Source organism: Xanthomonas sp. F4, from assembly GCF_011761895.1.
Genome location: NZ_JAASQX010000001.1, coordinates 430100 through 450024, shown reverse-complemented (window position 1 = coordinate 450024; position 19925 = coordinate 430100). Strand labels below are relative to the sequence as shown.

General features: G+C 69.7%; 18 protein-coding genes. 8 read left to right on the top strand and 10 right to left on the bottom strand.

From position 1 onward, the window contains the following. Window positions 1–92 precede the first annotated feature (92 nt). The 3 genes from FHR66_RS01930 to FHR66_RS01920 all read right to left on the bottom strand — a co-directional run bounded on the left by FHR66_RS01930 (window position 93) and on the right by FHR66_RS01920 (window position 2962). Window positions 93–1373: a sensor histidine kinase gene (locus FHR66_RS01930; protein WP_160966708.1), complete on the bottom strand. Its 1281-nt coding sequence runs from the start codon at window positions 1371–1373 to the stop codon at window positions 93–95. Window positions 1374–1481: 108 nt separating this feature from the next. Beyond that, window positions 1482–2195, bottom strand: coding sequence for a response regulator transcription factor (locus tag FHR66_RS01925; RefSeq protein WP_003481607.1), 714 nt, complete (start codon window positions 2193–2195; stop codon window positions 1482–1484). Window positions 2196–2287: 92 nt separating this feature from the next. Beyond that, complete coding sequence (locus FHR66_RS01920) at window positions 2288–2962, bottom strand: arylesterase (RefSeq protein WP_160966707.1); 675 nt, start codon at window positions 2960–2962, stop codon at window positions 2288–2290. A 109-nt stretch (window positions 2963–3071) separates the two neighbouring features. On the opposite strand from FHR66_RS01920, the gene FHR66_RS01915 reads away from it, so the two are divergent. The 3 genes from FHR66_RS01915 to FHR66_RS01905 all read left to right on the top strand — a co-directional run bounded on the left by FHR66_RS01915 (window position 3072) and on the right by FHR66_RS01905 (window position 7236). Then, window positions 3072–3674, top strand: coding sequence for an ABC transporter ATP-binding protein (locus FHR66_RS01915; RefSeq protein WP_160966706.1), 603 nt, complete (start codon window positions 3072–3074; stop codon window positions 3672–3674). Further along, entirely contained in the window at window positions 3671–6154 is a 2484-nt protein-coding gene (locus FHR66_RS01910) for an ABC transporter permease (protein ID WP_160966705.1), read from the top strand. The genes FHR66_RS01915 and FHR66_RS01910 overlap by 4 nt, the downstream gene beginning before the upstream one ends. A gap of 182 nt (window positions 6155–6336) precedes the next feature. Further along, complete coding sequence (locus tag FHR66_RS01905) at window positions 6337–7236, top strand: S1 family peptidase (protein WP_160966735.1); 900 nt, start codon at window positions 6337–6339, stop codon at window positions 7234–7236. Window positions 7237–7441: 205 nt separating this feature from the next. On the opposite strand, the gene FHR66_RS01900 is transcribed toward FHR66_RS01905, so the two are convergent. From FHR66_RS01900 to FHR66_RS01880, 5 genes are all read right to left on the bottom strand, one after another. Further along, on the bottom strand, window positions 7442–8377 hold the full coding sequence (locus FHR66_RS01900) for a DUF6607 family protein (RefSeq protein WP_456361720.1): 936 nt from the start codon (window positions 8375–8377) through the stop codon (window positions 7442–7444). Window positions 8378–8429: 52 nt separating this feature from the next. Further along, the gene (locus FHR66_RS01895) at window positions 8430–9020 is read right to left on the bottom strand and encodes a Hemin transport protein (protein WP_160966703.1); all 591 of its coding nucleotides are present in this window, start codon (window positions 9018–9020) and stop codon (window positions 8430–8432) included. Between the two features lie 6 nt (window positions 9021–9026). After that, window positions 9027–11252 (bottom strand): TonB-dependent hemoglobin/transferrin/lactoferrin family receptor, encoded by a 2226-nt coding sequence (locus tag FHR66_RS01890; RefSeq protein WP_160966702.1) that lies wholly within the window; start codon window positions 11250–11252, stop codon window positions 9027–9029. A gap of 174 nt (window positions 11253–11426) precedes the next feature. Next, complete coding sequence (hemP, locus tag FHR66_RS01885; RefSeq protein WP_160966701.1) at window positions 11427–11627, bottom strand: hemin uptake protein HemP; 201 nt, start codon at window positions 11625–11627, stop codon at window positions 11427–11429. 185 nt (window positions 11628–11812) lie between these two features. Next, window positions 11813–12784: an aldo/keto reductase gene (locus FHR66_RS01880; protein WP_160966700.1), complete on the bottom strand. Its 972-nt coding sequence runs from the start codon at window positions 12782–12784 to the stop codon at window positions 11813–11815. A gap of 217 nt (window positions 12785–13001) precedes the next feature. Here FHR66_RS01880 and FHR66_RS01875 point away from each other — a divergent pair, with 217 nt between their 5' ends. The 5 genes from FHR66_RS01875 to FHR66_RS01855 all read left to right on the top strand — a co-directional run bounded on the left by FHR66_RS01875 (window position 13002) and on the right by FHR66_RS01855 (window position 17950). Next, a complete protein-coding gene (locus tag FHR66_RS01875; RefSeq protein WP_160948067.1) occupies window positions 13002–14300 on the top strand; it encodes a NupC/NupG family nucleoside CNT transporter in 1299 nt (432 codons plus the stop codon). Between the two features lie 68 nt (window positions 14301–14368). Continuing rightward, window positions 14369–15322 (top strand): ribokinase, encoded by a 954-nt coding sequence (locus tag FHR66_RS01870; protein ID WP_160966699.1) that lies wholly within the window; start codon window positions 14369–14371, stop codon window positions 15320–15322. Between the two features lie 97 nt (window positions 15323–15419). After that, window positions 15420–16025: a DUF4893 domain-containing protein gene (locus FHR66_RS01865; RefSeq protein ID WP_160966697.1), complete on the top strand. Its 606-nt coding sequence runs from the start codon at window positions 15420–15422 to the stop codon at window positions 16023–16025. Window positions 16026–16100: 75 nt separating this feature from the next. Next, a complete protein-coding gene (dusB, locus tag FHR66_RS01860; RefSeq protein ID WP_160966695.1) occupies window positions 16101–17099 on the top strand; it encodes a tRNA dihydrouridine synthase DusB in 999 nt (332 codons plus the stop codon). Between the two features lie 23 nt (window positions 17100–17122). Further along, window positions 17123–17950: a class I SAM-dependent methyltransferase gene (locus FHR66_RS01855; RefSeq protein ID WP_160966693.1), complete on the top strand. Its 828-nt coding sequence runs from the start codon at window positions 17123–17125 to the stop codon at window positions 17948–17950. A gap of 7 nt (window positions 17951–17957) precedes the next feature. Here FHR66_RS01855 and FHR66_RS01850 read toward each other — a convergent pair whose 3' ends face one another. Continuing rightward, a complete protein-coding gene (locus FHR66_RS01850; RefSeq protein WP_160966691.1) occupies window positions 17958–19031 on the bottom strand; it encodes a metal-dependent hydrolase in 1074 nt (357 codons plus the stop codon). 132 nt (window positions 19032–19163) lie between these two features. Further along, on the bottom strand, window positions 19164–19856 hold the full coding sequence (locus FHR66_RS01845) for a hypothetical protein (protein WP_237475298.1): 693 nt from the start codon (window positions 19854–19856) through the stop codon (window positions 19164–19166). Window positions 19857–19925: the final 69 nt, after the last annotated feature.

Below are 19925 nucleotides of genomic sequence, written 5' to 3'. Positions count from 1 at the left end.
TCTTTTCGAAGCACGCCGGCCATTGCAGCGCGCGGAACCGATGCGGGCCAACGCGCGGGCACCGGCCTGCACGGATCCGGAACTGCCGGCGCTCACTTCGCCGGAACGAACCGCACGGTTGCCAGGATGCCGCCGCCCTCGGCGCTTTCCAGCGCGACCTGCCAGCCGAAGCGCTCGCACAGCCGGCGCACGATCGACAGGCCCAGCCCGGCGCCTTGCGGGCGCTCCGGCTCGGCGCGGAAGAACGGCTCGAAGGCGTGTCGCAAGGCCTCCTCGGACATGCCGATGCCGGTATCGCGGATGCGGATGCGGTCGGCCTCGACCTCGACCTCGACGCGCCCTGCATCGGTGTAGCTGCAGGCGTTGCGCAGCAGGTTGCTGACCACCACGTGCAGCACCCGGGGCGGCGCATGCAGCGTCGCCGAGCCCAGCACGCGCACGCTCAGCGTCACCGGCTTGTCCGCCAGCAGCTCGCGCGCGTTCTCGGCCTCGTACGCGACCACGTCGGTGACGTCGAAGAGTTCGCTCTGCGGCACCACGTCCGCCTCGCGCGCCAGGATCAGGAAGGCGTCGATCACCGCCTCCATGTCGCGGCCGGCGCGTTGGATCCGCTGCAGGCTGCGCTGCAGGCGCGGCGGCAATTCCAGATCGGTCATCGCGATGTCGGTGGCGACCCGGATCACCGTCAGCGGCGTGCGCAGTTCATGGCTGGCATCGCGGGTGAAGTTGCGTTCGCGGGCGACGTGGTCGGTGACGCGCTGGGCCAACGTATGCAGGGCGGCGGCCAACTGCCGCGCCTCGCCCTGCACATCGGCCGGCAGGTTTTCCGGAGCCAGTTCGGCGGCGACTGGATGCCGCGGATCCCAGCGCGAGACCCGCCGCGCCAGCCAGTTCATCGGCGACAGCAAGCGGCGCGACACCCGCCAGGTCAGCCAGGCCACCACCAGCACCGCGATCAGGGTCAACAGGGTCGGCACCACGCCGAACCAGAACGCCAGCCGCTGCGCCGGCGCGCGCAGGAACACCAGGTATAGGCGGCCGGACGGGTTCTGGTCGACCAGCACGATCTCGCCGCCGGGGCGGTCCTCGTGCAGGCCGGGCGCCAGCGTGCGCAGGTCGATGGGCACCGCCGCATCGGAGTGTCCGGCCGGCACCAGATAACCGCGCAGGCTGTGAGTATTGGGGGGCGGCTGCTGCGGCTGTTGTGCATGCAGGCGCCAGTAGTAGCGCGCCTCCTGCTTCAGGATCGAGCCGACCAGCGAGTGCTGCACGATCGCCACCACCAGATAACTGGCAAGCGTGACCACACAGCCCGCAAACACGATGCGGGCGATCAGGGCGAGGCGAAGTTTGCGCGGCAACCCGTGCGGCATACGGCATCCGTGATCGTTGCCGCGATTATAGGAAGGCCGATCGTGAGCCTTTCGTGCAAGCGGCCCCGTTTGCGGGGACCGCTGCGGGTTTCACGATCGCGCGCCGCCTCAGCTCATCGGCTGGGCGATGTCGGCGATGCGGTAACCGGCGCTCTGCACGGTGTGCAGCAGCGGGCGGTCGAACGGCTTGTCGATGATCTTGCGCAGGTTGTACAGATGGCTGCGCAAAGTGTCCGAGTCCGGCAGGCCGTTGCCCCAGATCTCGCGCTCGATCTCCTGGCGGGTGACCACGCGCGGCGATTCGCGCATCAGGATGGTCAGCAGGCGCAGTCCGATCGGCGACAGCTGCAGCTCGGTGCCGGCGCGGGTGGCGCGCATGCTCACCGGGTCCAGCACCAGGTCGGCCACCTTCAGCACTTCAGAGCCGACCTGGCGGCGCTCGCGACGGATCAGCGCACGCAGGCGTGCTTCCAGTTCCTGGATCGCGAACGGCTTGGTCAGGTAGTCGTCGGCGCCAAAGCCCAGGCCGGTGAGCTTGTCGTCGAGCGTGTCGCGCGCGGTCAGCATCAGCACCGGGGTCGACTTGCGCGCGTCGTTGCGCAGGCGGCGGCACACTTCGATGCCGTCCAGGCGCGGCAGCATCAGGTCCAGCACCACCACGTCGTAGCTGTTCTCCGCCGCCAGGCGGTAGCCGTCCAGGCCGTCGCAGGCGTAATCCACTTCGAACCCGCGGCCTTCCAGATACTCACCGATCATCTCGGAAATGTTGCGGTTGTCCTCCACGACCAGCACGAGCCCGGATGTTTCCTTGGTCTGACGCATGATGCTTCCTCAGTCTTCAGCTTTGTGAAACATGCCGGATGTGCAGTGGTGGCGGCGTGAAGACCGCTTCATGTGCCTGAGTCATGAAAAAATTACTGCGCGATCAATGGTTTGAGTTGCGGCCATACGTTGTCCAGCACCTTGGGCTGGGCCGCGGCGGTCGGATGCAGGCCATCGCCCTGCATCAGCGCCGGGTTCAGCGCCACGCCTTCCAGCAGGAACGGCAGCAGGCCGGTCTGGTACTGCTTCGCCAGGTCCGCGTAGACCGCGCGCAGACGCTGCCGGTAGCCCGGTCCGTAGTTCGGCGGCACGTCGATGCCCAGCAACAGCACCTTCGCGCCGGCCTCACGGCTGAGCACGATCATCTTCTCCAGATTGCCGCGCAGTTCGGCCGGGCTGAGCCCGCGCAATGCGTCGTTGCCGCCCAGCTCGATGACCACTACCGACGGTTTGTGTTTCTGCAGCAGCGCCGGCAGACGGGTCAGTGCGCCGGAGGAGGTCTCGCCGCTGATGCTGGCATTGACCACCGCCGGTGGCGCCCGCATCTGTTGCTGCAGGCGCTTGTCCAGCAAGGCCACCCAGCCGGACTGCACCGGGATGTTGTGCGCCGCGCTGAGGCTGTCGCCGAGCACCAGTACCGGCCCCGTCGCACCTTTGGCACAGGCGATGGCGGGCAGCAGCACCCACCATGCCAATAGCAGCCAGGCGCGGCGCATCCAGGCCCGCTTGCTTCTCGTCTCGTCGCCGCGCATCCGGAGATTCCTCATCGACAGTCAGGCCCCCACTCTTCGCGCCGGTATCGCCATCGACGTACGCGATGTCGGCAAATCCGTCAGCGGACCGGAGGGCACGGTCCACATTCTCGACAAGGTGGGATTGACCATCGGTGAAGGCGACAGCGTCGCCATCGTCGGCGCCTCCGGGTCCGGCAAGACCACCCTGCTCGGGTTGCTGGCCGGCCTCGACCTGCCCACGCGCGGCGAGATCGTGCTGGCCGGGCAATCGCTCAACACGCTGGACGAGGAAGCGCGCGCCGCGCTGCGCGCGCGCGAAGTCGGCTTCGTGTTCCAGAGCTTCCACCTGCTGCCGTCGCTGACCGCGGCGGAGAACGTCGCCCTGCCGCTGGAACTGGCCGGACGCGAGGATCCGGCGCGGGTGCGCGAGGTGCTGGAGGCGGTGGGGCTCAGCGCGCGTGCGCGGCACTATCCGCGGCAACTGTCCGGCGGCGAGCAGCAGCGCGTGGCGCTGGCACGCGCGTTCGTGGCGCGGCCACGGATCCTGTTCGCCGACGAGCCCACCGGCAGCCTCGACCAGGCCACCGGGCAACAGATCAGCGACCTGCTGTTCGCGCTCAACGAAGGCAGCGACACCACCCTGGTGCTGGTCACCCACGACATGCGCCTGGCGCAGCGCTGCGAACACCGCTACCGGCTCGACGGCGGCCGCCTGCGCGCCGCCGACCCGGCGGACGCCGCATGAACGTGCTGCGCCACGCCGCGCGCGCGCTGCGCCGCGAACTGTTCGCCGGCGATCTGCTGACCGTGTTCGCGGCACTGGTGCTGGGCGTGGCGGTGATGACCGCGGTCGGCACCCTGGTCGACCGGGTGACCCTGGCGCTCACCGGCAGCGCCGCCGAGGTGATCGGCGGCGACCTCGGCGTCAGCGGACGCCAGGACATCCCTGGCGACTTCGCCGAGGAGGCGCAGCGGCGCGGCCTGCGCAGCACGCGCCTGGTCAGTTTCCCCAGCGTGCTGTTCCACGGCGACGCTAGCCAGATGGCCAACATCAAGGCGGTGGGCGCCGGTTATCCGCTGCGCGGCGAACTGCTGGTGGCGCGCGACACCGTCGGCGCCGGCAGCGAACGCGCCGGACCGCCGCCGCGCGGCGAGGCCTATGCCGATCCGCGCCTACTCGAAGCGCTGGGGCTGAAGCTCGGCGATGCGCTGGAGTTCGGTGCCGGCACGCTGCGCGTGACCCGCGTGTTGCGTGCCGAACCGGATGCCTCCGGCGAACTGATGCAGCTGTCGCCGCCGCTGCTGGTCAACCGCGCCGACGTCGATGCCGCCGGCCTGCTCGGCCCTGGCAGCCGCGCCTCCTATCGGCTGATGTTCGCCGGCGCGCCGGGCGAGATCGCCGCCCTGCGCGAATGGCTGGCGCCGCGTGCCAAGGCGTACCGCCTGGTCGGCATCGAGGACACCCAGCGCGGCGTGCGTGGCGCCTTCGACCGCGCCGGGCGCTTCCTGGCGCTGGCCGCGTTGCTGGCGGTGCTGCTGGCCGGCGTCGCCACCGCGCTGGCCGCCAACCGTTTCGCCCTGCGCCGCATCGATCAGGTCGCGGTCTTGCGCTGCCTGGGCGCGCGCCAGCGCGACATCCTCGTCGCGCTGGCGCTGCAGTTGCTGCTGCTGGCGATCCCCGCCTGCGTGCTCGGCGTGGGCCTGGGCATGCTGGCCCAGGTGGGCCTGGTCGAAGCGCTGGGCAGCCTGATTCCCAACCGCCTGCCGCTGCCGCAGGCGACCCCGGCGCTGGCCGGCGCCGGCATCGGCCTGTTGCTGCTGCTCGGCTTCGGCCTGCCACCGCTGCTGCGCCTGCGCGACGTGCCGCCGATGCGCGTGCTCAACCGCAGTTTCGCCGCGTTGCCGCCGACCTCGCTGCTGGTCTATGCCGCGGCCCTGGTCGCCACTGTGGTGCTGGCGGTCTACGCCACCGGCGACGGTGTGCTGGCGGCCTGGGTGCTGGGCGGCCTGACCCTGCTGGCGGCGCTGGCCGCGGCGGTCGGCGCCGTGCTGCTGGCAGTGTTGCGGCGACTGCAGGGGCGGCTGCGCGGGCCTTGGAAACTGGGCCTGGCGGCGCTGACCCGGCGCCGCGCGCTGAGCGTGGTGCAACTGGTGGGCCTGTCGCTGTCGCTGTGCGCCCTGCTGTTGCTGGCGGTGATCGGCCCCGGCCTGCTCGGGCAGTGGCGCGACCGACTGCCGGCGGACACGCCGAACTACTTCCTGATGAACATCCAGCCCGACCAGGCCGACCAGGTGCTCGGCACCCTGCGCACGCTCGGCGTCGCCGACGCGGCGGTGGAGCCGTTCAGCACCGGCAAGCTGGTGGCGATCAACGACAAGCCGCCGCAGCGCCGCGCGCAGGGTCCGGACGACGAGGGCGACGGTAGCGACCGGCCCATCAACTTCTCCTGGCGGCATGAGTTCCCCGCCGCCAACCGGCTGCTGTCCGGGCGCTTCTGGGCCGCCGACAGCACCGCCGCCGAGGCCTCGGTGGAGGAAGGCTGGGCGCAGCGCTACGGGCTCAAGCTCGGCGACCGCATCACCTTGCTGCTCGGCGACCAGCAGCGCAGCTTCACCGTCACCAATGTGCGCAAGGCCGACTGGGATTCGTTCCGGGTCAACTTCTTCCTGCTGCTCAACGCCGGTGCGGTGCAGGATGCGCCGTACAACCTGATCTCCGCCTTCCATCTGCCGCGCGCCTCGGCCGCGCAGTTGAGCGGGCTCAGCCGCGCCTATCCGAACGTGTCGCTGCTCGACATCGACGCGATCCTGCAGCGCGTGCGCGAGGTCATCGACCGCGTCGCCCAGGCGGTGCAACTGGTGATGGGCTTCAGCCTGCTGGCCGGCGCGCTGGTGCTGCTGGCCGCCCTGCAGGCCACCGCCGGGGAGCGTCGCTACGACAGCGCGGTGCTGCGCACCCTGGGCGCGCGCCGCGGGCAACTGCGCGGCGCGGTGCTGGTGGAGTTCGGCGCGCTCGGCCTGCTCGCGGCGATCCTCGCGGTCGGGGCCGCGGCGATCATCGGCGTGGTGGTGGCCAAGCAGGCCTTCGACCTCGCGCTGTCGCCACCGTGGCCGGCGCTGCTGCTCGGCGGCCTGGGCGGCGTGGCGCTGAGCCTGCTCGCCGGCTGGTCGGGCACCAGGCGCATCCTGCGCACGCCGCCGGCGCTGGCCTTGCGCGAGCCTTGAGTGGAGGCGGGATGACCAGCCATTCGGCTGTGGAAAAACGGGGATTCGGGATTCGGGATTGGTAGAGCGCCGCAGGCTGCGCGGACATGACGCCGTTGGCGCTCGGCGGCGGTCCTTGGCGACGACGGGTGCGATGCGTGCCGCACACGGGTAAGATCGCGGCGCATCGAAAGGAGAAACGCATGAAATGGATTGTCGCCTGTTGCCTGCTGGCCCTCTCCACTGCGGCTGGCGCCGTGGTGGTCAGGGCGGACGTGGAGGAAACGCGCTACCGGATGCCGGCGGCGGCATTCCCGGCCCTGGTCGACCTGCCCGGCGAAGGGCACGGCGTGCTGATCGCGCCGCAGTGGGTGGTCACCGCCGCGCACGCGGCACCGATGCAGATGCCGGGCATGGACCAGGATGTGTCCATTGGCGGCGTGGCGTACAGGATCAAGCGGGTCGTTCTCCATCCCGGCTACCGCAAGCCGGCCGATGCGCTGGTGCAGGAGGCACTGACGACGCACGACTTCTCCAGGTTCTATGCGGCGCTCGGCGCTGCCGACGATATCGCGCTGATCGAGCTGGCTGCGCCGGTGCCGGGAGTGGCACCGGTCGCGCTGTACCGCGGCGACGAGGAAGTGGGGATGACCGCCGAACTGATCGGCAAGGGCGCCACCGGCGACGGCAAGGCCGGCCAGGATCCCCACGGCGCCCACCGAGGCGTGCTGCGCCACGCCTTCAACACGATCGTCGGCGCCGACCCGCGCTACCTCTCGTATCGCTTCGACGCGCCCCCCGCCGCCCTACCGCTGGAAGGCATCACCGGCAGCGGCGACAGTGGCGGCCCCTTGCTGATCGGCACCGGCGACGCGCGGCAACTGATCGGACTGGCGTCGTGGGGCAACTATCCGCCGGACCATCCGTTCTGGGCGACCTGGACTACGGGTCGTCCATTCGTGCAGGGTCTTTACGGCCAGATCGTGCACGCCGTGCGCGTGTCGCGCTATCTGCCGTGGATGACGCAGGTGATGGCCACATCCCCGGATGACACGTCGTCGCCAACGACGACGCCCGCACACACGCACGACGCGGCACGCTGATACGCCAGCGCGGCGCCGCGCTGGCGCCGGCCTTGCGTCGGCTTGCCTCCCGTTAGCGCACACCTGCGGCGCTCAGAGCGTGAGCCGTGCTCTGCACGCCATCCAGCGCCGAACAGGTTCTGCGGCGACGCGACACACGCAAGAAAAAGGGGAAGGCGCCATCCCGGCCGCCTTCCCCACCCTGGCCGTGTTGCCGGCGCTGTCCTCAGCGCGCGGCCGGCGCCGGTGCCGTCCATTGCGCGAACACCGCATCGAGTTGCGCATCGCTGACCGGCTTGCCCTGTTGCACCGCCTCGGCCTGGCCGAACAGCGGCATGATGATCGCCATGCCATCGACCTTGGTCTTCAGGTGCACGCCCGGCGGCTTGCCGAGCAGGCCGTCCCAGCGCGCACGCACCCTGGCCCAGTAGCCCTGGGTCGCGGTCCAGTAGGCGCGAGCCGGGCTGAAATCGATGGTCGTGGTCCTGACATAGTCGTTGAAGCCGAACTCGCGGGCGATGGCCTGCTGGCTGCCATCGGGCTTGCGCAGCACCTTGGTGTTGAACTGCTCGTGGGTCCAGCCGGCCGGAGTCAGCGTGTGCCGGTTGATCACCGCCAGCGCGTTGTAGTCGCTGCGCTTGGTGTACTCGCGGCGCGGCAACGGGCGCCAGCTCAGGTCGCTGGTCCAGGTCGGATGGCCATCGGCGTAGTCCCAGCGCCCGGTGCCGCAGTAGCGCGGCGCGTCGCTGACCTCGTACACGCACTGGGTCCAGGCGCCGCGGGTGGCCGCGGCGTCGAGCGGGCGTACCTGCCAGGTCTGGTCGGCGCTGAACTCGAAGCGCTGCGGCGCCTCGTAGATCCAGTCCTGGCGCCAGTGCTTGGTCACGTGGCCGCTCTTGGGCTCCACCAGCAGATGCTGCAGCACCACCTTGCGCGGACTGTCCTCGACCACGATCACCACCTCGTCGCCACCGCTGCGCATTGGCGCGGCGCGCGTGTAGCCGGGTTGCAGCAGCACGGTCTCGTCGAAGGCGAACGCCACCGTGTACTCGCCCTGCATCGCCAGGATGCTGGCACGGTCGCGCGCCGGATCGGCGTTCTCGGCGTGGACGGGAAGACTGCCGGCAAGCAGCAAGGCGCAGAACGGGAGTTGGACTTTCATCATCGAGAGGTGTGTGGGTAGTGACAGGAAATGAGGAAACGCCATCGGCCGCTCACAGCCGCAGCAGCGGCCACGGCCGGTCGGGATCGGGGCGCGGCGCAGGGCGTCCGGCGCGGGCGCAGCAGCAGTCGTCGACCAGCACATCGCCCTCGGCCGCTTCCAGGCGCGCGATGCGGCGGGCGATGCTGGCACCCAGCGGCGACACGCCGGCGACGCTGGCCGCCAGCACGCCATCGGCGGCGTGCAGGCGCAGCGCCCGCGCGTGCCAGCCATCGCCGCGCAAACGGCCGGCGACGCGCCGCCACAGCCGCTCGGCGACGCCGCCGTCGGCGGCATCCTGCGCTGCGGGCAGCGCCGCCAGCAGCATGTCCCAGGCGACGAAATCGCTGTCGGGCAGCAGGTACAAGCGCCAGCAGCACTGCTGCTGGCGATCGTAGAAGCGCAGGCTCTCCAGCACGCCATCGCTGTCCACGTCCAGGTGCGCGGCCACGCTGCAGGCGTGGCCCCAGCCGATCAGTTCGGCGCCGGTGCGGGCACGGTACAGACACAACACGGTGCCCAGTGCGGCCAGCTGCGCCGGGCGCGGCAGCGGCGCAGCGGCGATCCGCTCCGGGCCGGTACGCGCTGGCGCGGCCGTGCGCATGCGCGGCTACCAGTCCAGCGCCAGGCTGACCGAGACGTTGCGCCCGGCGCCGGTGTAGCGATCGAGCACGCTGCTGCTGGCCAGGGTCGCGCCAGGCAGCATGTTCCAGTCGATGTAGCGGCGGTCGGCCAGGTTGAACACGCCCACGTCCAGCCGCGCACCTTCGGTGAAGCGCCAGTGCGCGAGCAGGTCCAGCGTCGCGTAGCCGGCCGGCGTGTAGTAGCTCGGCAGTTCCGGCCGGCGCTTCTTCGCCACCGCGGTGGCGACCAGTTGCGTGCCCCAGGTGCTGCGGTCGTAGCCCAGGCCGAGCACGCCGCGCAGCGGATCCACCGAGTTGAGCGGCGTGCCGTCGGTGCGGTTGTCGCCGCGCGCATAGGCGGCGCTGGCCTGCAGCGACCAGCCGCTCCAGCGCGCATCGAGTGCGCCGAAGTCGATGCCGGCCTTGGCTTCCACGCCGCGGATGGTCACCCGGTCGACGTTGCGCGATTGATACAGCATCAAGCCGTCGGCGTTGAAGCCGACGAAGCGATAGGACTCGATGAAATCGCGGTAGGCGTTGCGGTAGGCGCTCAGGCCGGCGTAGACGGCCGGACCGGCGTAGCGCACGCCCAGTTCCGCGCCGCGGCTGGTCTCCGGCTTCAGGTCGGGATTGGCGATCGCGGTGTAGCCGATCAACAGGTTGGTGAAGCCGATATTGACGTCGTTGTAGGGCGGCGCGCGGAAGCCGTGCGCATAGTTGGCGTACAGCGACCAGGCATCGTCCAGGCGCCAGATCGCGCCGAGCTTGGGCGAGACGTTGCGGTCGCTGATCTTCTTCGCCGCCACGCCGGGATTGTCGGTGGCGAAGATCGCATCGACCTGCGGCGACAGCCGATAGTAGTCGGCACGCAGCGCCGGGATCAGGCTGAAACGGCCGTCGGCCAGTGCGATCTCGTCCTGCAGGTAGGCGCCGGCCTTGACCGTCGTGGTGATCGGGAAGTCGCGGACCGGGAAGGTCTCCATGCCCACGGTCTTGCTGATCGCGCCGGTGCGCAGCGTCAGCGTGTGGCCGTCGCGCTTTTCGTGGGTGTCGGTGTGCGACAGATCGATGCCGTAGCTGATGTCGTGGACGGCGCTGCCCTGCTCCACCCGCTTGTGCAGATTCGCCTGCACGCCGTACAGGCGCTGGTCGAAGTCGTGCTCCATGTGCCGCAGCGTGCCGTTGCTGCGGCGCTCGTCGGTGCGCTGCAGGCTCTGGCTATCCTGGCGGTACAACTGCCACTGCAGGTCATCGGCGAGCAGCATGCCGAGCTGGTCCAATTCGAGCGTCAGCGACACGCGGGCGCGGGTCTGATGGTCGCGGCCGCGCTGCGACAGGATGCTGGCGGTGACGTTGCTCAGCGCATCGATGCGGGAGTAGTCCTCGTTGCCTTCGACGGTCAACTTCCAACGTTGGTTGGCGCTGGGCGCGTAGACCAGCTTGCTGAGCAGGCTGCGGCCGTCGCTGCTGAGCGGATTGGGCGCGGTGCGGGCGGCGCCGGTGCTGCGGTTGTCGCCCTGGGTCTCGCTTTCCTGGCCCTGGCGATGGCTGACCGCGGCCATGCCGCTCCAGCGGTCGCCGCCGAAGGCGACCAGCGCGCCGGCGAACAGCCCCTTCCACTCGCTCTCGTAGCCGAACTTCAGGCCGACGTAGCGGTCCTTGCCCGGCGCCAGGTAGTCGGCCGGATCCTTGGTCACATAGGCGACCACGCCGCCGAGCGCATCCGAGCCGTACAACGCGCTGGCCGGGCCGCGTACGATCTCCACGCGCTTGAGCGTGTCCATGTCGACGAAGTTGCGATTGGCATTGAGGTAGCTGCCGAAGCTGAAGGTATCCGAGACCGGGATGCCGTCGGTCTGGATCAGCACGCGGTTGCCGTCCAGGCCGCGGATGCGGATGCCGCCGATGCCGCTGAAGCGGCCGCTGTTGCCGGTGGCGGACACGCCGGGCGTGTAGCGCAGCAGATCCTTCAGGTCGTGGACCAACGTGCGGTCCATCTGTTCGCGATCGATCACGTCGACGCTGCCGGGCACGTCGACGATGGCGCGCTGGGTACGGGTGGCGGTGACCTGCAGGCGGTCGAAATCGCGGATGGCCGCCGCCGCACTGGCGGCGGCGTCAGCGTCGGAGGCAGAGGCGGAGGCGGGAGCGGCATGCGCGCAGGCGGACAGGGCCAGCCACAGCGCGCCGGTGAGCGGGGCGGTACGGAACATGGGGAGCATCGGTGGTCGCGGAAGACCCTCGACCGGCACGGCGCGGGGTCCGCGCCTGGCCGAGGGGGAGAGAAGGATCGCGACTGCGAGGCGGCCGCGGCCGACGCGCAAGGGCGTCGGCCAGGTGGCGGCAGGTCGAGCGGAAGGCCGGCCGCGCGCGGCGGCCGGAGGGCATTACTTGGTCAGGATCAGCTTGTCGTTGCTGGTGTGGCGCAGGCGATAGACGCGGTCGCCGTGCTGGATCAGCACTTCGCGGCGGCCCTTGAGCAGCGCCTGGCTGCTGATGGTTTCTTCGGCCGGCACCGCGCGCGGCACGGTGCGCTCGCGCAGGCTCAGGGTGTCGGGGTGACGCAACAGCACGGGTTGAGCGGTCATGGTCGAACTCCATCCACGGGGTGCATCGAGATGATAATGATTCTCAATACTTAATCAAGACCCATTCTCGCCCGATTCGATTCGCAGTACCGATCGAAATAAAGATCCCGAAAGATTTCAAAGATCGACACGAACCTCTCGCTTGCGCCGCCACGACATCGTGACGGGGCAAGCAAGTGCCGTCCTCAGCGCACGGCGGCTTCGACCCGCTCCCACCACGCCGCGTCGTCGCGCTCGGCCAATTCCAGCGCGGCCAGGTTCTCCAGCAATTGCGCGACCCGGCTGGCGCCGAGGATCACCGTGGACACGTGCGGGTTGCGCAGGCACCAGGCGATCGCCAGCGACGCCGGCGCCACGCCCTCGTCGGCGGCCAGCGCGGTGAAGGCGCGCGCGCGCTCGACCCGGCGCTGCGCCGGCGGCCCGATGACCTCCTGCTGCAGCCAGGCATTGCGCTCCTGGCCCAGCCGCGAGGCCGGATCGATGCCGTCGTTGTACTTGCCGGTCAGCAGGCCCGAGGCCAGCGGCGACCAGATGGTGGTGCCCAGGCCCAGTTCGGCGTACAGCGGCGCGTACTCCTGCTCCACGCGCTCGCGATGCAGCAGGTTGTATTGCGGCTGTTCCATCGACGGCCCGTGCAGGCCCAGCGCGCGCGCCACCTGCGCCGCCTCGCGGATGCGCTCGGCCGGCCACTCGGAGGTGCCCCAGTACAGCACCTTGCCCTGGCGGATCAGCGCGTCCATCGCGCGCACGGTTTCTTCCACCGGCGTGTCCGGATCGGGACGATGGCAGTAATACAGATCCAGATACTCCACCCGCAGGCGCTTGAGCGCGGCATGGCAGGCGTCGGTGACATGCTTGCGCGAGAGCCCGCGCTGGGTCGGGCGCGGCGATTCCACGGCGCCGAAGTAGACCTTGCTGGACACGCAGAAGCCGTCGCGCGGCAGCCGCAGGTCGGCGATCACGTCGCCCATCACCTGCTCGGCACGGCCGTGCGCATAGACCTCGGCGTTGTCGAAGAAATTGATGCCGTGGTCCCAGGCGGCGGCGATCAGGTTGCGCGCTTCGTCGCGGCCGGTCTGCCCGCCGAAGTTGATCCAGGCGCCGAACGACAGCGCCGACAGGTGCAGCCCGGTGGCACCGAGGCGACGGTAATGCATGGCAACTCCTCCTGCTGAGCGAACCCGCGGCAAGGCCGGCGGGTGGCCGCACAGTGTAGCGGCGCCGCGGCAAGGCCCCGTCGGCGGCAGCGGGGGCGCCCCGCTCTTGCGAATCCCCAATCCCCGCTCCCGAATCCCCGACTGAACACGCCTCGCCTTGCCGGCCGTCACCCCCTGCACTAGGCTTCCCGTCTTTGGTCGGGGACCGGGGACGCAGATGGTCGAGGGATTGGGAAGGATCGGCTTCGGCCTGTTCGGTTTGGCGGTGTTGATCGGGATCACCTGGCTGTTCTCCAACAACCGCCGAGCGGTGGACTGGAAGCTGGTCGCGACCGGCCTGGTCCTGCAGATCGGTTTCGCCTCGCTGGTGCTGCTGGTCCCGGGCGGGCGCGAGGTGTTCGACTGGCTCGGCCAGGTGTTCGTCAAGGTGCTGAGCTTCGTCAACGAAGGCTCCAGCTTCATCTTCGGCAGCCTGCTCGACACCAAGACCTATGGCTTCATCTTCGCCTTCCAGGTGCTGCCGACCATCATCTTCTTCTCCGCGCTGATGGGCGTGCTGTATCACCTGGGGGTGATGCAGGCGGTAGTGCGGGTGATGGCGTGGGCGATCACCAAGGTGATGCGCGTGTCCGGCGCCGAGACCACCAGCGTGTGCGCGAGCGTGTTCATCGGCCAGACCGAGGCGCCGCTGACGGTGCGCCCGTACATCCCGCGCATGACCGAGTCCGAGTTGCTGACGATGATGATCGGCGGCATGGCGCACATCGCCGGCGGCGTGCTGGCGGCCTACGTGGGCATGCTCGGCGGCGGCGATCCGGCGCAGCAGGCGTTCTACGCCAAGCATCTGCTGGCGGCCAGCATCATGGCCGCGCCGGCGACGCTGGTGGTGGCCAAGCTGCTGATCCCGGAGACCGGCACGCCGCTGACCCGCGGCACGGTCAAGATGGAAGTGGAGAAGACCACCAGCAACGTGATCGACGCCGCCGCCGCCGGTGCCGGCGATGGCCTGCGCCTGGCGCTGAACATCGGCGCGATGCTGCTGGCGTTCATCGCCCTGATCGCGCTGGTCAACGCGCCGCTGACCTGGCTCGGCGACGTCACCGGCCTGGCCTCCGCGCTGGGCCGCCCGACCAACCTGTCCACCATCTTCGGCTACGTGTTGGCGCCGGTGGCCTGGGTGATCGGCACGCCGTGGCCGGATGCGACCACGGTCGGTTCGCTGATCGGCCAGAAGGTGGTCATCAACGAGTTCGTCGCGTATACCGAGCTGTCGCGTATCGTCCAGGGTCAGGTGCCGGGCGTGAGCCTGAGCGCGGAAGGCCGGCTGGTCGCCACCTACGCGCTGTGCGGCTTCGCCAACTTCAGCTCGATCGCGATCCAGATCGGCGGCATCGGTGGCCTGGCCCCCGAGCGCCGGCACGACCTGGCCCGTTTCGGCCTGCGCGCGGTACTGGGCGGCTCGATCGCCACCTTCATGACCGCGACCATCGCCGGGGTGCTGTCGCACTTCGCGTGATCCGGCCGCAGCATCCGCCGCACCGGTTTTCTTTTTTTCCAGTTCCTGTCGAGAAGCAGTACATGCCTATGAGTTCGGTCATCGTCGTCGGTTCGTTCAATGTCGACCATGTGTGGCGTTGCGAGAATCTGCCCGCACCGGGGGCGACCATCGCCGGCCGCTACAGCACCGGCCCCGGCGGCAAGGGCTTCAACCAGGCGGTGGCGGCGGCCCGCGCCGGCGCACGCACCAGCTTCGTCTGTGCGCTCGGCGACGATGCCGGCGGCACGATGGCGCGTGGCCTGGCGGCGCAGGACGGCATCGCCCTGGTCGCCGAGGCCAGCACCGAGCCGACCGGCACCGGCGGCATCTACGTCGATGGCCACGGCCGCAACACCATCGTCATCGGCGCCGGCGCCAACGCCGCGCTGAGCCTGGACTTCGTGCAGGCGCAGCGCGCGCTGTTGGGATCGGCACGGGTGTTGCTGGCGCAGCTGGAGTCGCCGATCGAGACCATCGAGGCCACCCTGGCGCTGGCGCGCGAGGCAGGCCTGACCACGGTGCTCAACGCCGCCCCGGCCAACGCGCAGACCAGCATCGGCCTGCTCAAGCTGGCCGACGTGCTGACCCCCAACGAAACCGAGTTCGCCGCCCTGCTGGCGCGCCATGTCGGCGCGCGTGTGGACGCCGACGACGTCGCCGCCACCGATGGCGGCAGCCTGCACGCGCTGTGCCGCAAGCTGCTGCCGGGCGGCACCGTGGTGGTGACGCTGGGCGCGGTCGGCGCGTTCATCTCGCATCCCGAGGAGCGCCTGCGCGGCGACACCCAGCCCTACTACCGGATCGGCGCCGAGACCGCGCACACGGTGGACACCACCGGTGCCGGCGATGCCTTCAACGGCGCCCTGGTGGCCTCGCTGGCGCAGTCGCCGAACGCCGCGTTCGCCACCCACGTGCGTTTCGCCAATCACTACGCGGCGCGCTCCACCGAAGCCGAGGGCGCGGCGGCATCGATGCCGCGGCTGACCCCGGACCCCGCCTGAGCCTGCGCGCGGCGATCCGCATCGCCGCGATTGCCGCGTTTCCCTGACCACAACACCGCCGGCCGCCGTGCCGGCCGCATCCGACAAGGAGTTCCCGATGCCCCGTCATTCCCTGCTGCCGTTCGGCGCGCTGTGCGCGCTGCTGCTCCCGCTGTGCGCTGCCGCTGCACCGCGCTGCGACTGGAACAGCCTGGCCGCCGATGCCGACCGCGCGGCGGTGACCGTGTCCGCCGAGCGCCTGCAACAGGTGATCGCACCACGTTACGACGATGCCGAGCAGGAAGCAGGCGCCACGCTGGCGCGCACCTTGCTGCAGCGCGCGCAGACGCCGCAGCAGCCCGGCAAGCTGGAAGGCCGCTGGAAGGTGCGCTCGATCCAGGTCGACCCGCACTTCGCCTATGCCTATCCGTACTTCAAGGCCGAGATCCGCGGCGATGCCTGCGGCTATCACCTGAGCAAGACCAGCGGCTCGCAGCGCCGCAGCGGCACCCTGTATCCGCTGGCCGCCGGCAGTCACGAACTGGCCTTCCTCGGCGCCAGCACGGTGAACGACGAGCCTGAGGCGGCCTACGCCCCTGGCCATGTCTCCGACGGCACGCATGGCAACAGCGTCGGCCGCCTGGTCGCGCTGGGACCCAACGAACTGCTGCTGATCCTGGACGGCAAGGACAACGGCTTCGAGCTGTACCAGCTGATCCGCTGACGCGCGCGGCGTCTACCACCGCGGAGGGCGGCGCGACTGCGGCGCGCCGATACGCAGGCCCGCTACACTAGCGGCATGCGCATCGGCCCCTACACGATCGAACCGAAGGTGATCCTGGCACCGATGGCCGGGGTCACCGACAAGCCGTTCCGGCTGCTGTGCAAGCGCCTGGGCGCCGGCCTGGCGGTGTCGGAGATGACCATCTCCGATCCGCGCTTCTGGCAGACCCGCAAGTCGCTGCAGCGCATGGACCACGCCGGCGAGCCGGACCCGGTCAGCGTGCAGATCGCCGGCACCGAACCGCAGCAGCTGGCCGAGGCCGCGCGCTACAACGCCGACCACGGCGCGCAACTGATCGACATCAACATGGGCTGCCCGGCGAAGAAGGTGTGCAACGCCTGGGCCGGCTCGGCGCTGATGCGCGACGAGGCGCTGGTGGCGCGCATCCTCAGTGCGGTGGTGAAGGCATCGCCGGTGCCGGTGACGCTGAAGATCCGCACCGGCTGGGACTGCGACCACCGCAACGGCCCGATCATCGCGCGCATCGCCGAGGACTGCGGCATCGCCGCGCTGGCGGTGCACGGGCGCACCCGCGACCAGCATTACAGCGGCCACGCCGAATACGCGACCATCGCGCAGATCAAGGCGATGCTGCGCATCCCGGTGATCGCCAACGGCGACATCGATTCGCCGCAGAAGGCGGCGCAGGTGCTGGCCGCGACCGGCGCCGACGCGGTGATGGTCGGGCGCGCGGCGCAGGGCCGGCCATGGATCTTCGGCGAGATCGCGCACTATCTGGCCACCGGCGAACAGCAGCCGGCGCCATCGCTGACGTTCGTGCGCGACACCCTGCTCGGCCACCTGCAGGCCCTGCACGACTTCTACGGCGAGGCGCAGGGCGTGCGCATCGCGCGCAAGCACCTGGGCTGGTACGCCAAGGACCGGCCGGAGAACGCCGCGTTCCGCGCCGTGGTCAACCGCGCCGAGAGCGCACAGGCGCAACTGGCGCTGACCGCCGACTACTTCGACGCGCTGATCGCCGGGGTCCCGCCCGCGTTGTCCGCCGCCGCCTGACGCCTTCTTCCTGGAGCACCGCCATGAGCGCATCTGCCGAGACTCCGACCTATCTGCACGGCTATTCCGAGACCGAACAGGCACGCCTGCTGAAACAGGCGCGGCTGCTCGAAGCCACCCTGTTCAATCAGATCGACTACACCGGCGCGCGGCGCCTGCTGGAGGTGGGCAGCGGCGTCGGCGCGCAGACCGAAGTCTTGCTGCGGCGCTTCCCGGAGCTGCACGTCACCGGCATCGACCTGAGCGAGGCGCAGCTGCAGGCCGCGCGCGACAACCTGCAGCGCATGCCCTGGTGCCAGGACCGCTACACGCTGCAGCAGTCCGACGCCGGTGACCTGCCGTTCCAGCCGCGCAGCTTCGATGCGGCGTTCCTGTGCTGGGTGCTGGAGCACGTGCCGTCGCCGGCACGCGTGCTCAGCGAAGTGCGGCGGGTGCTGGCGCCGGGGTCGCCGGTGTACGTGACCGAGGTGATGAACGCCTCGTTCCTTTTGCACCCCTACTCGCCGAACGTGTGGCGCTACTGGATGGCGTTCAACGACTTTCAGTACGACCACGGCGGCGACCCCTTCGTCGGCGCCAAGCTCGGCAACCTGCTGCTGGCCGGCGGGTATCGCGACGTCAGCACCGAGATCAAGACCCTGCACCTGGACAACCGCGAGCCGGCGCGGCGCAAGACCATGATCGGGTTCTGGGAAGAGCTGCTGCTGTCGGCGGCAGACAGGCTGCTGCAGGCCGGCGCGGTGGACGCGGAGACCGTGGCCGGCATGCGCCGGGAGATGGCGCAGGTGCAGAGCGACCCGGATGCGGTGTTCTTCTATTCGTTCGTACAGGCGCACGCCACGGTGTACTGAGCGGCGCTCACGGCGCCGCTGGCGATGCCTGCGCGCCGACCGGCGCGGGCGACGCCGGTTCGACCCAGATCCGTTGCCACATCCGCGCCAGCGCTGCGCGAATCTGCCCACGTGCCACCGGCGCCCGGTACGCGGCCTGCAGTTGCCGCGGTGGAATCGCCTCCCAGCAGTCGCCCTGCTGCCGCGCCACCGCGAAGTTGAAGTTGTAGTCCGGTTCCAGGCCCATGCGCAGGTCGCTGAGCACCAGCTCGCCGTCCCTGACCTGCGCACGCATGAAACCGCGGTTGAACCAGCTCAGTCGCTGCACTGCCGGCAGGTCGCGTACCTGCGCCAGCGCCTGGGTGTTGGAGGGATAGCCCTGGAAGCGCATCGGCCCACGATCGGCGACCAGCGAGCGCTCGCCGATCACATAGCCGCTCGGCGTCATCGCCACCACCCGCCACAACAGCGTGTTGAACGGCATCGGCACCGAGAAGCGCGGCGCCTGCGCCAGGCCCATCGCCGCCAGCGCGCGGTCGGCCTGCCGATCGACCAGGTGCTTGGCCAGCAGCGACCAGCCCAGGTAGGCGCTGCTCAACAGCAGTCCGACAAGCAAAGCCTGCTGCGCAAAGCGGCGCGCGCGCGCCCACCATGCGATGCCACAGGCCAGCAGCAGCCACAGCGTGTAGGCGGGATCGATGATGAACACGCTCGACCACATGGCCGGCGGCGGCCGCAGCGGCCACCATAGCTGCGTGCCGTAGACGGTGAACGCATCCAGCAACGGATGGGTGAGCAAGGCCAGTTGGATCGCCCAGAACCAGCGACGCGGCGCCTCGGCCACGCGCCCGTGGCCGAGGCGGCGGAACAGCCACCAGATCAGCCAGCCGAGCAGCGGCAGCACGAACAGCGAATGACTGACGCTGCGATGCACCGTCATCAGCGTGACCGGATCGCGAGTGAGCGGCAGCAGGATCAGCGAATCGAGATCCGGCACGGTGCCGAGCGCGGCACCGGCGAGCAGTGCCGCGCGCCGATGCGCGGCCGGGGCGATGGCCGCGGCAACGGCGCCGCCGAGCACGATCTGGGTGAGGGAATCCATCGGGGGATGCTAGCAGCGATGCAGTGCTCGATGCGCAGCGGTGAGATACCCGCATTCTCGATGTGCCCGACAGGGAGAGGCGCCCCGTCGGGGACGCCTTTCTTTATTTCATCTGCACTGCCTGAAGCAGGATCAGGGGGAAATTTCTCCGGATGCGTAGAGTGGGAAATATCCCTGTGAAACGAGGATGCCAAAGGCCAAATACGAGGTGCCAGATGCCATTTCGCTGTCACCAAAGAGAAAGTAGCCCATCGCATCACTCGCTGCGACGATCGCCCAGCCCGTGTGCGGAGGCGCAGCCTGTCTCGATGAGGCGTCGGCCGCAAATTTGGACCAGTAGCGCGTGGAGTGCCTGACCACGCTCAGCCCACCCAGGACCAGCGCGCCGTTCTTCGACCTGGGATCGAGCCGCGCGATGCCTTCCCGTTCCAGTTCCTCGAATTGCACCGCCGCCGCGTCCAGGTCCTGGGCGTTCTGCACGATCTGGTCCATTCGCACGATGAACGAGAATTCGTAGGCGCTTAACTGCTGGCGCAGTACAGCCAGGTTCTCGGTCATCGGCCGGGTCGGGTCGATCGCATCCACCATGGGCTGCCGCGTGGCGATGAAGCGCTCCAGCGGCATGCCAGGGTTGTAGCCGCACTTCTCGACCAGCGCGGCGAGGGCCTCGTCGGGCGGGGCGTTGGTGTCCATCAGGCAGCCCAGGTACATGTTGTGCTGGATGCCGGCCTGTTCCATCGGATTCTCGGCCGCCAGCGCGGGGGCCGCGCCGAAGGCACTGCCGACCAGCAGGGCGGCGGTCGCGACAAGGAGTTTTTTGTTCATGAACATTCTCGTGCAATGGATGGAGAGAGAGGTGGCCAGGTCTCGACGTTCCTGCAGGCCCCGCAAAGG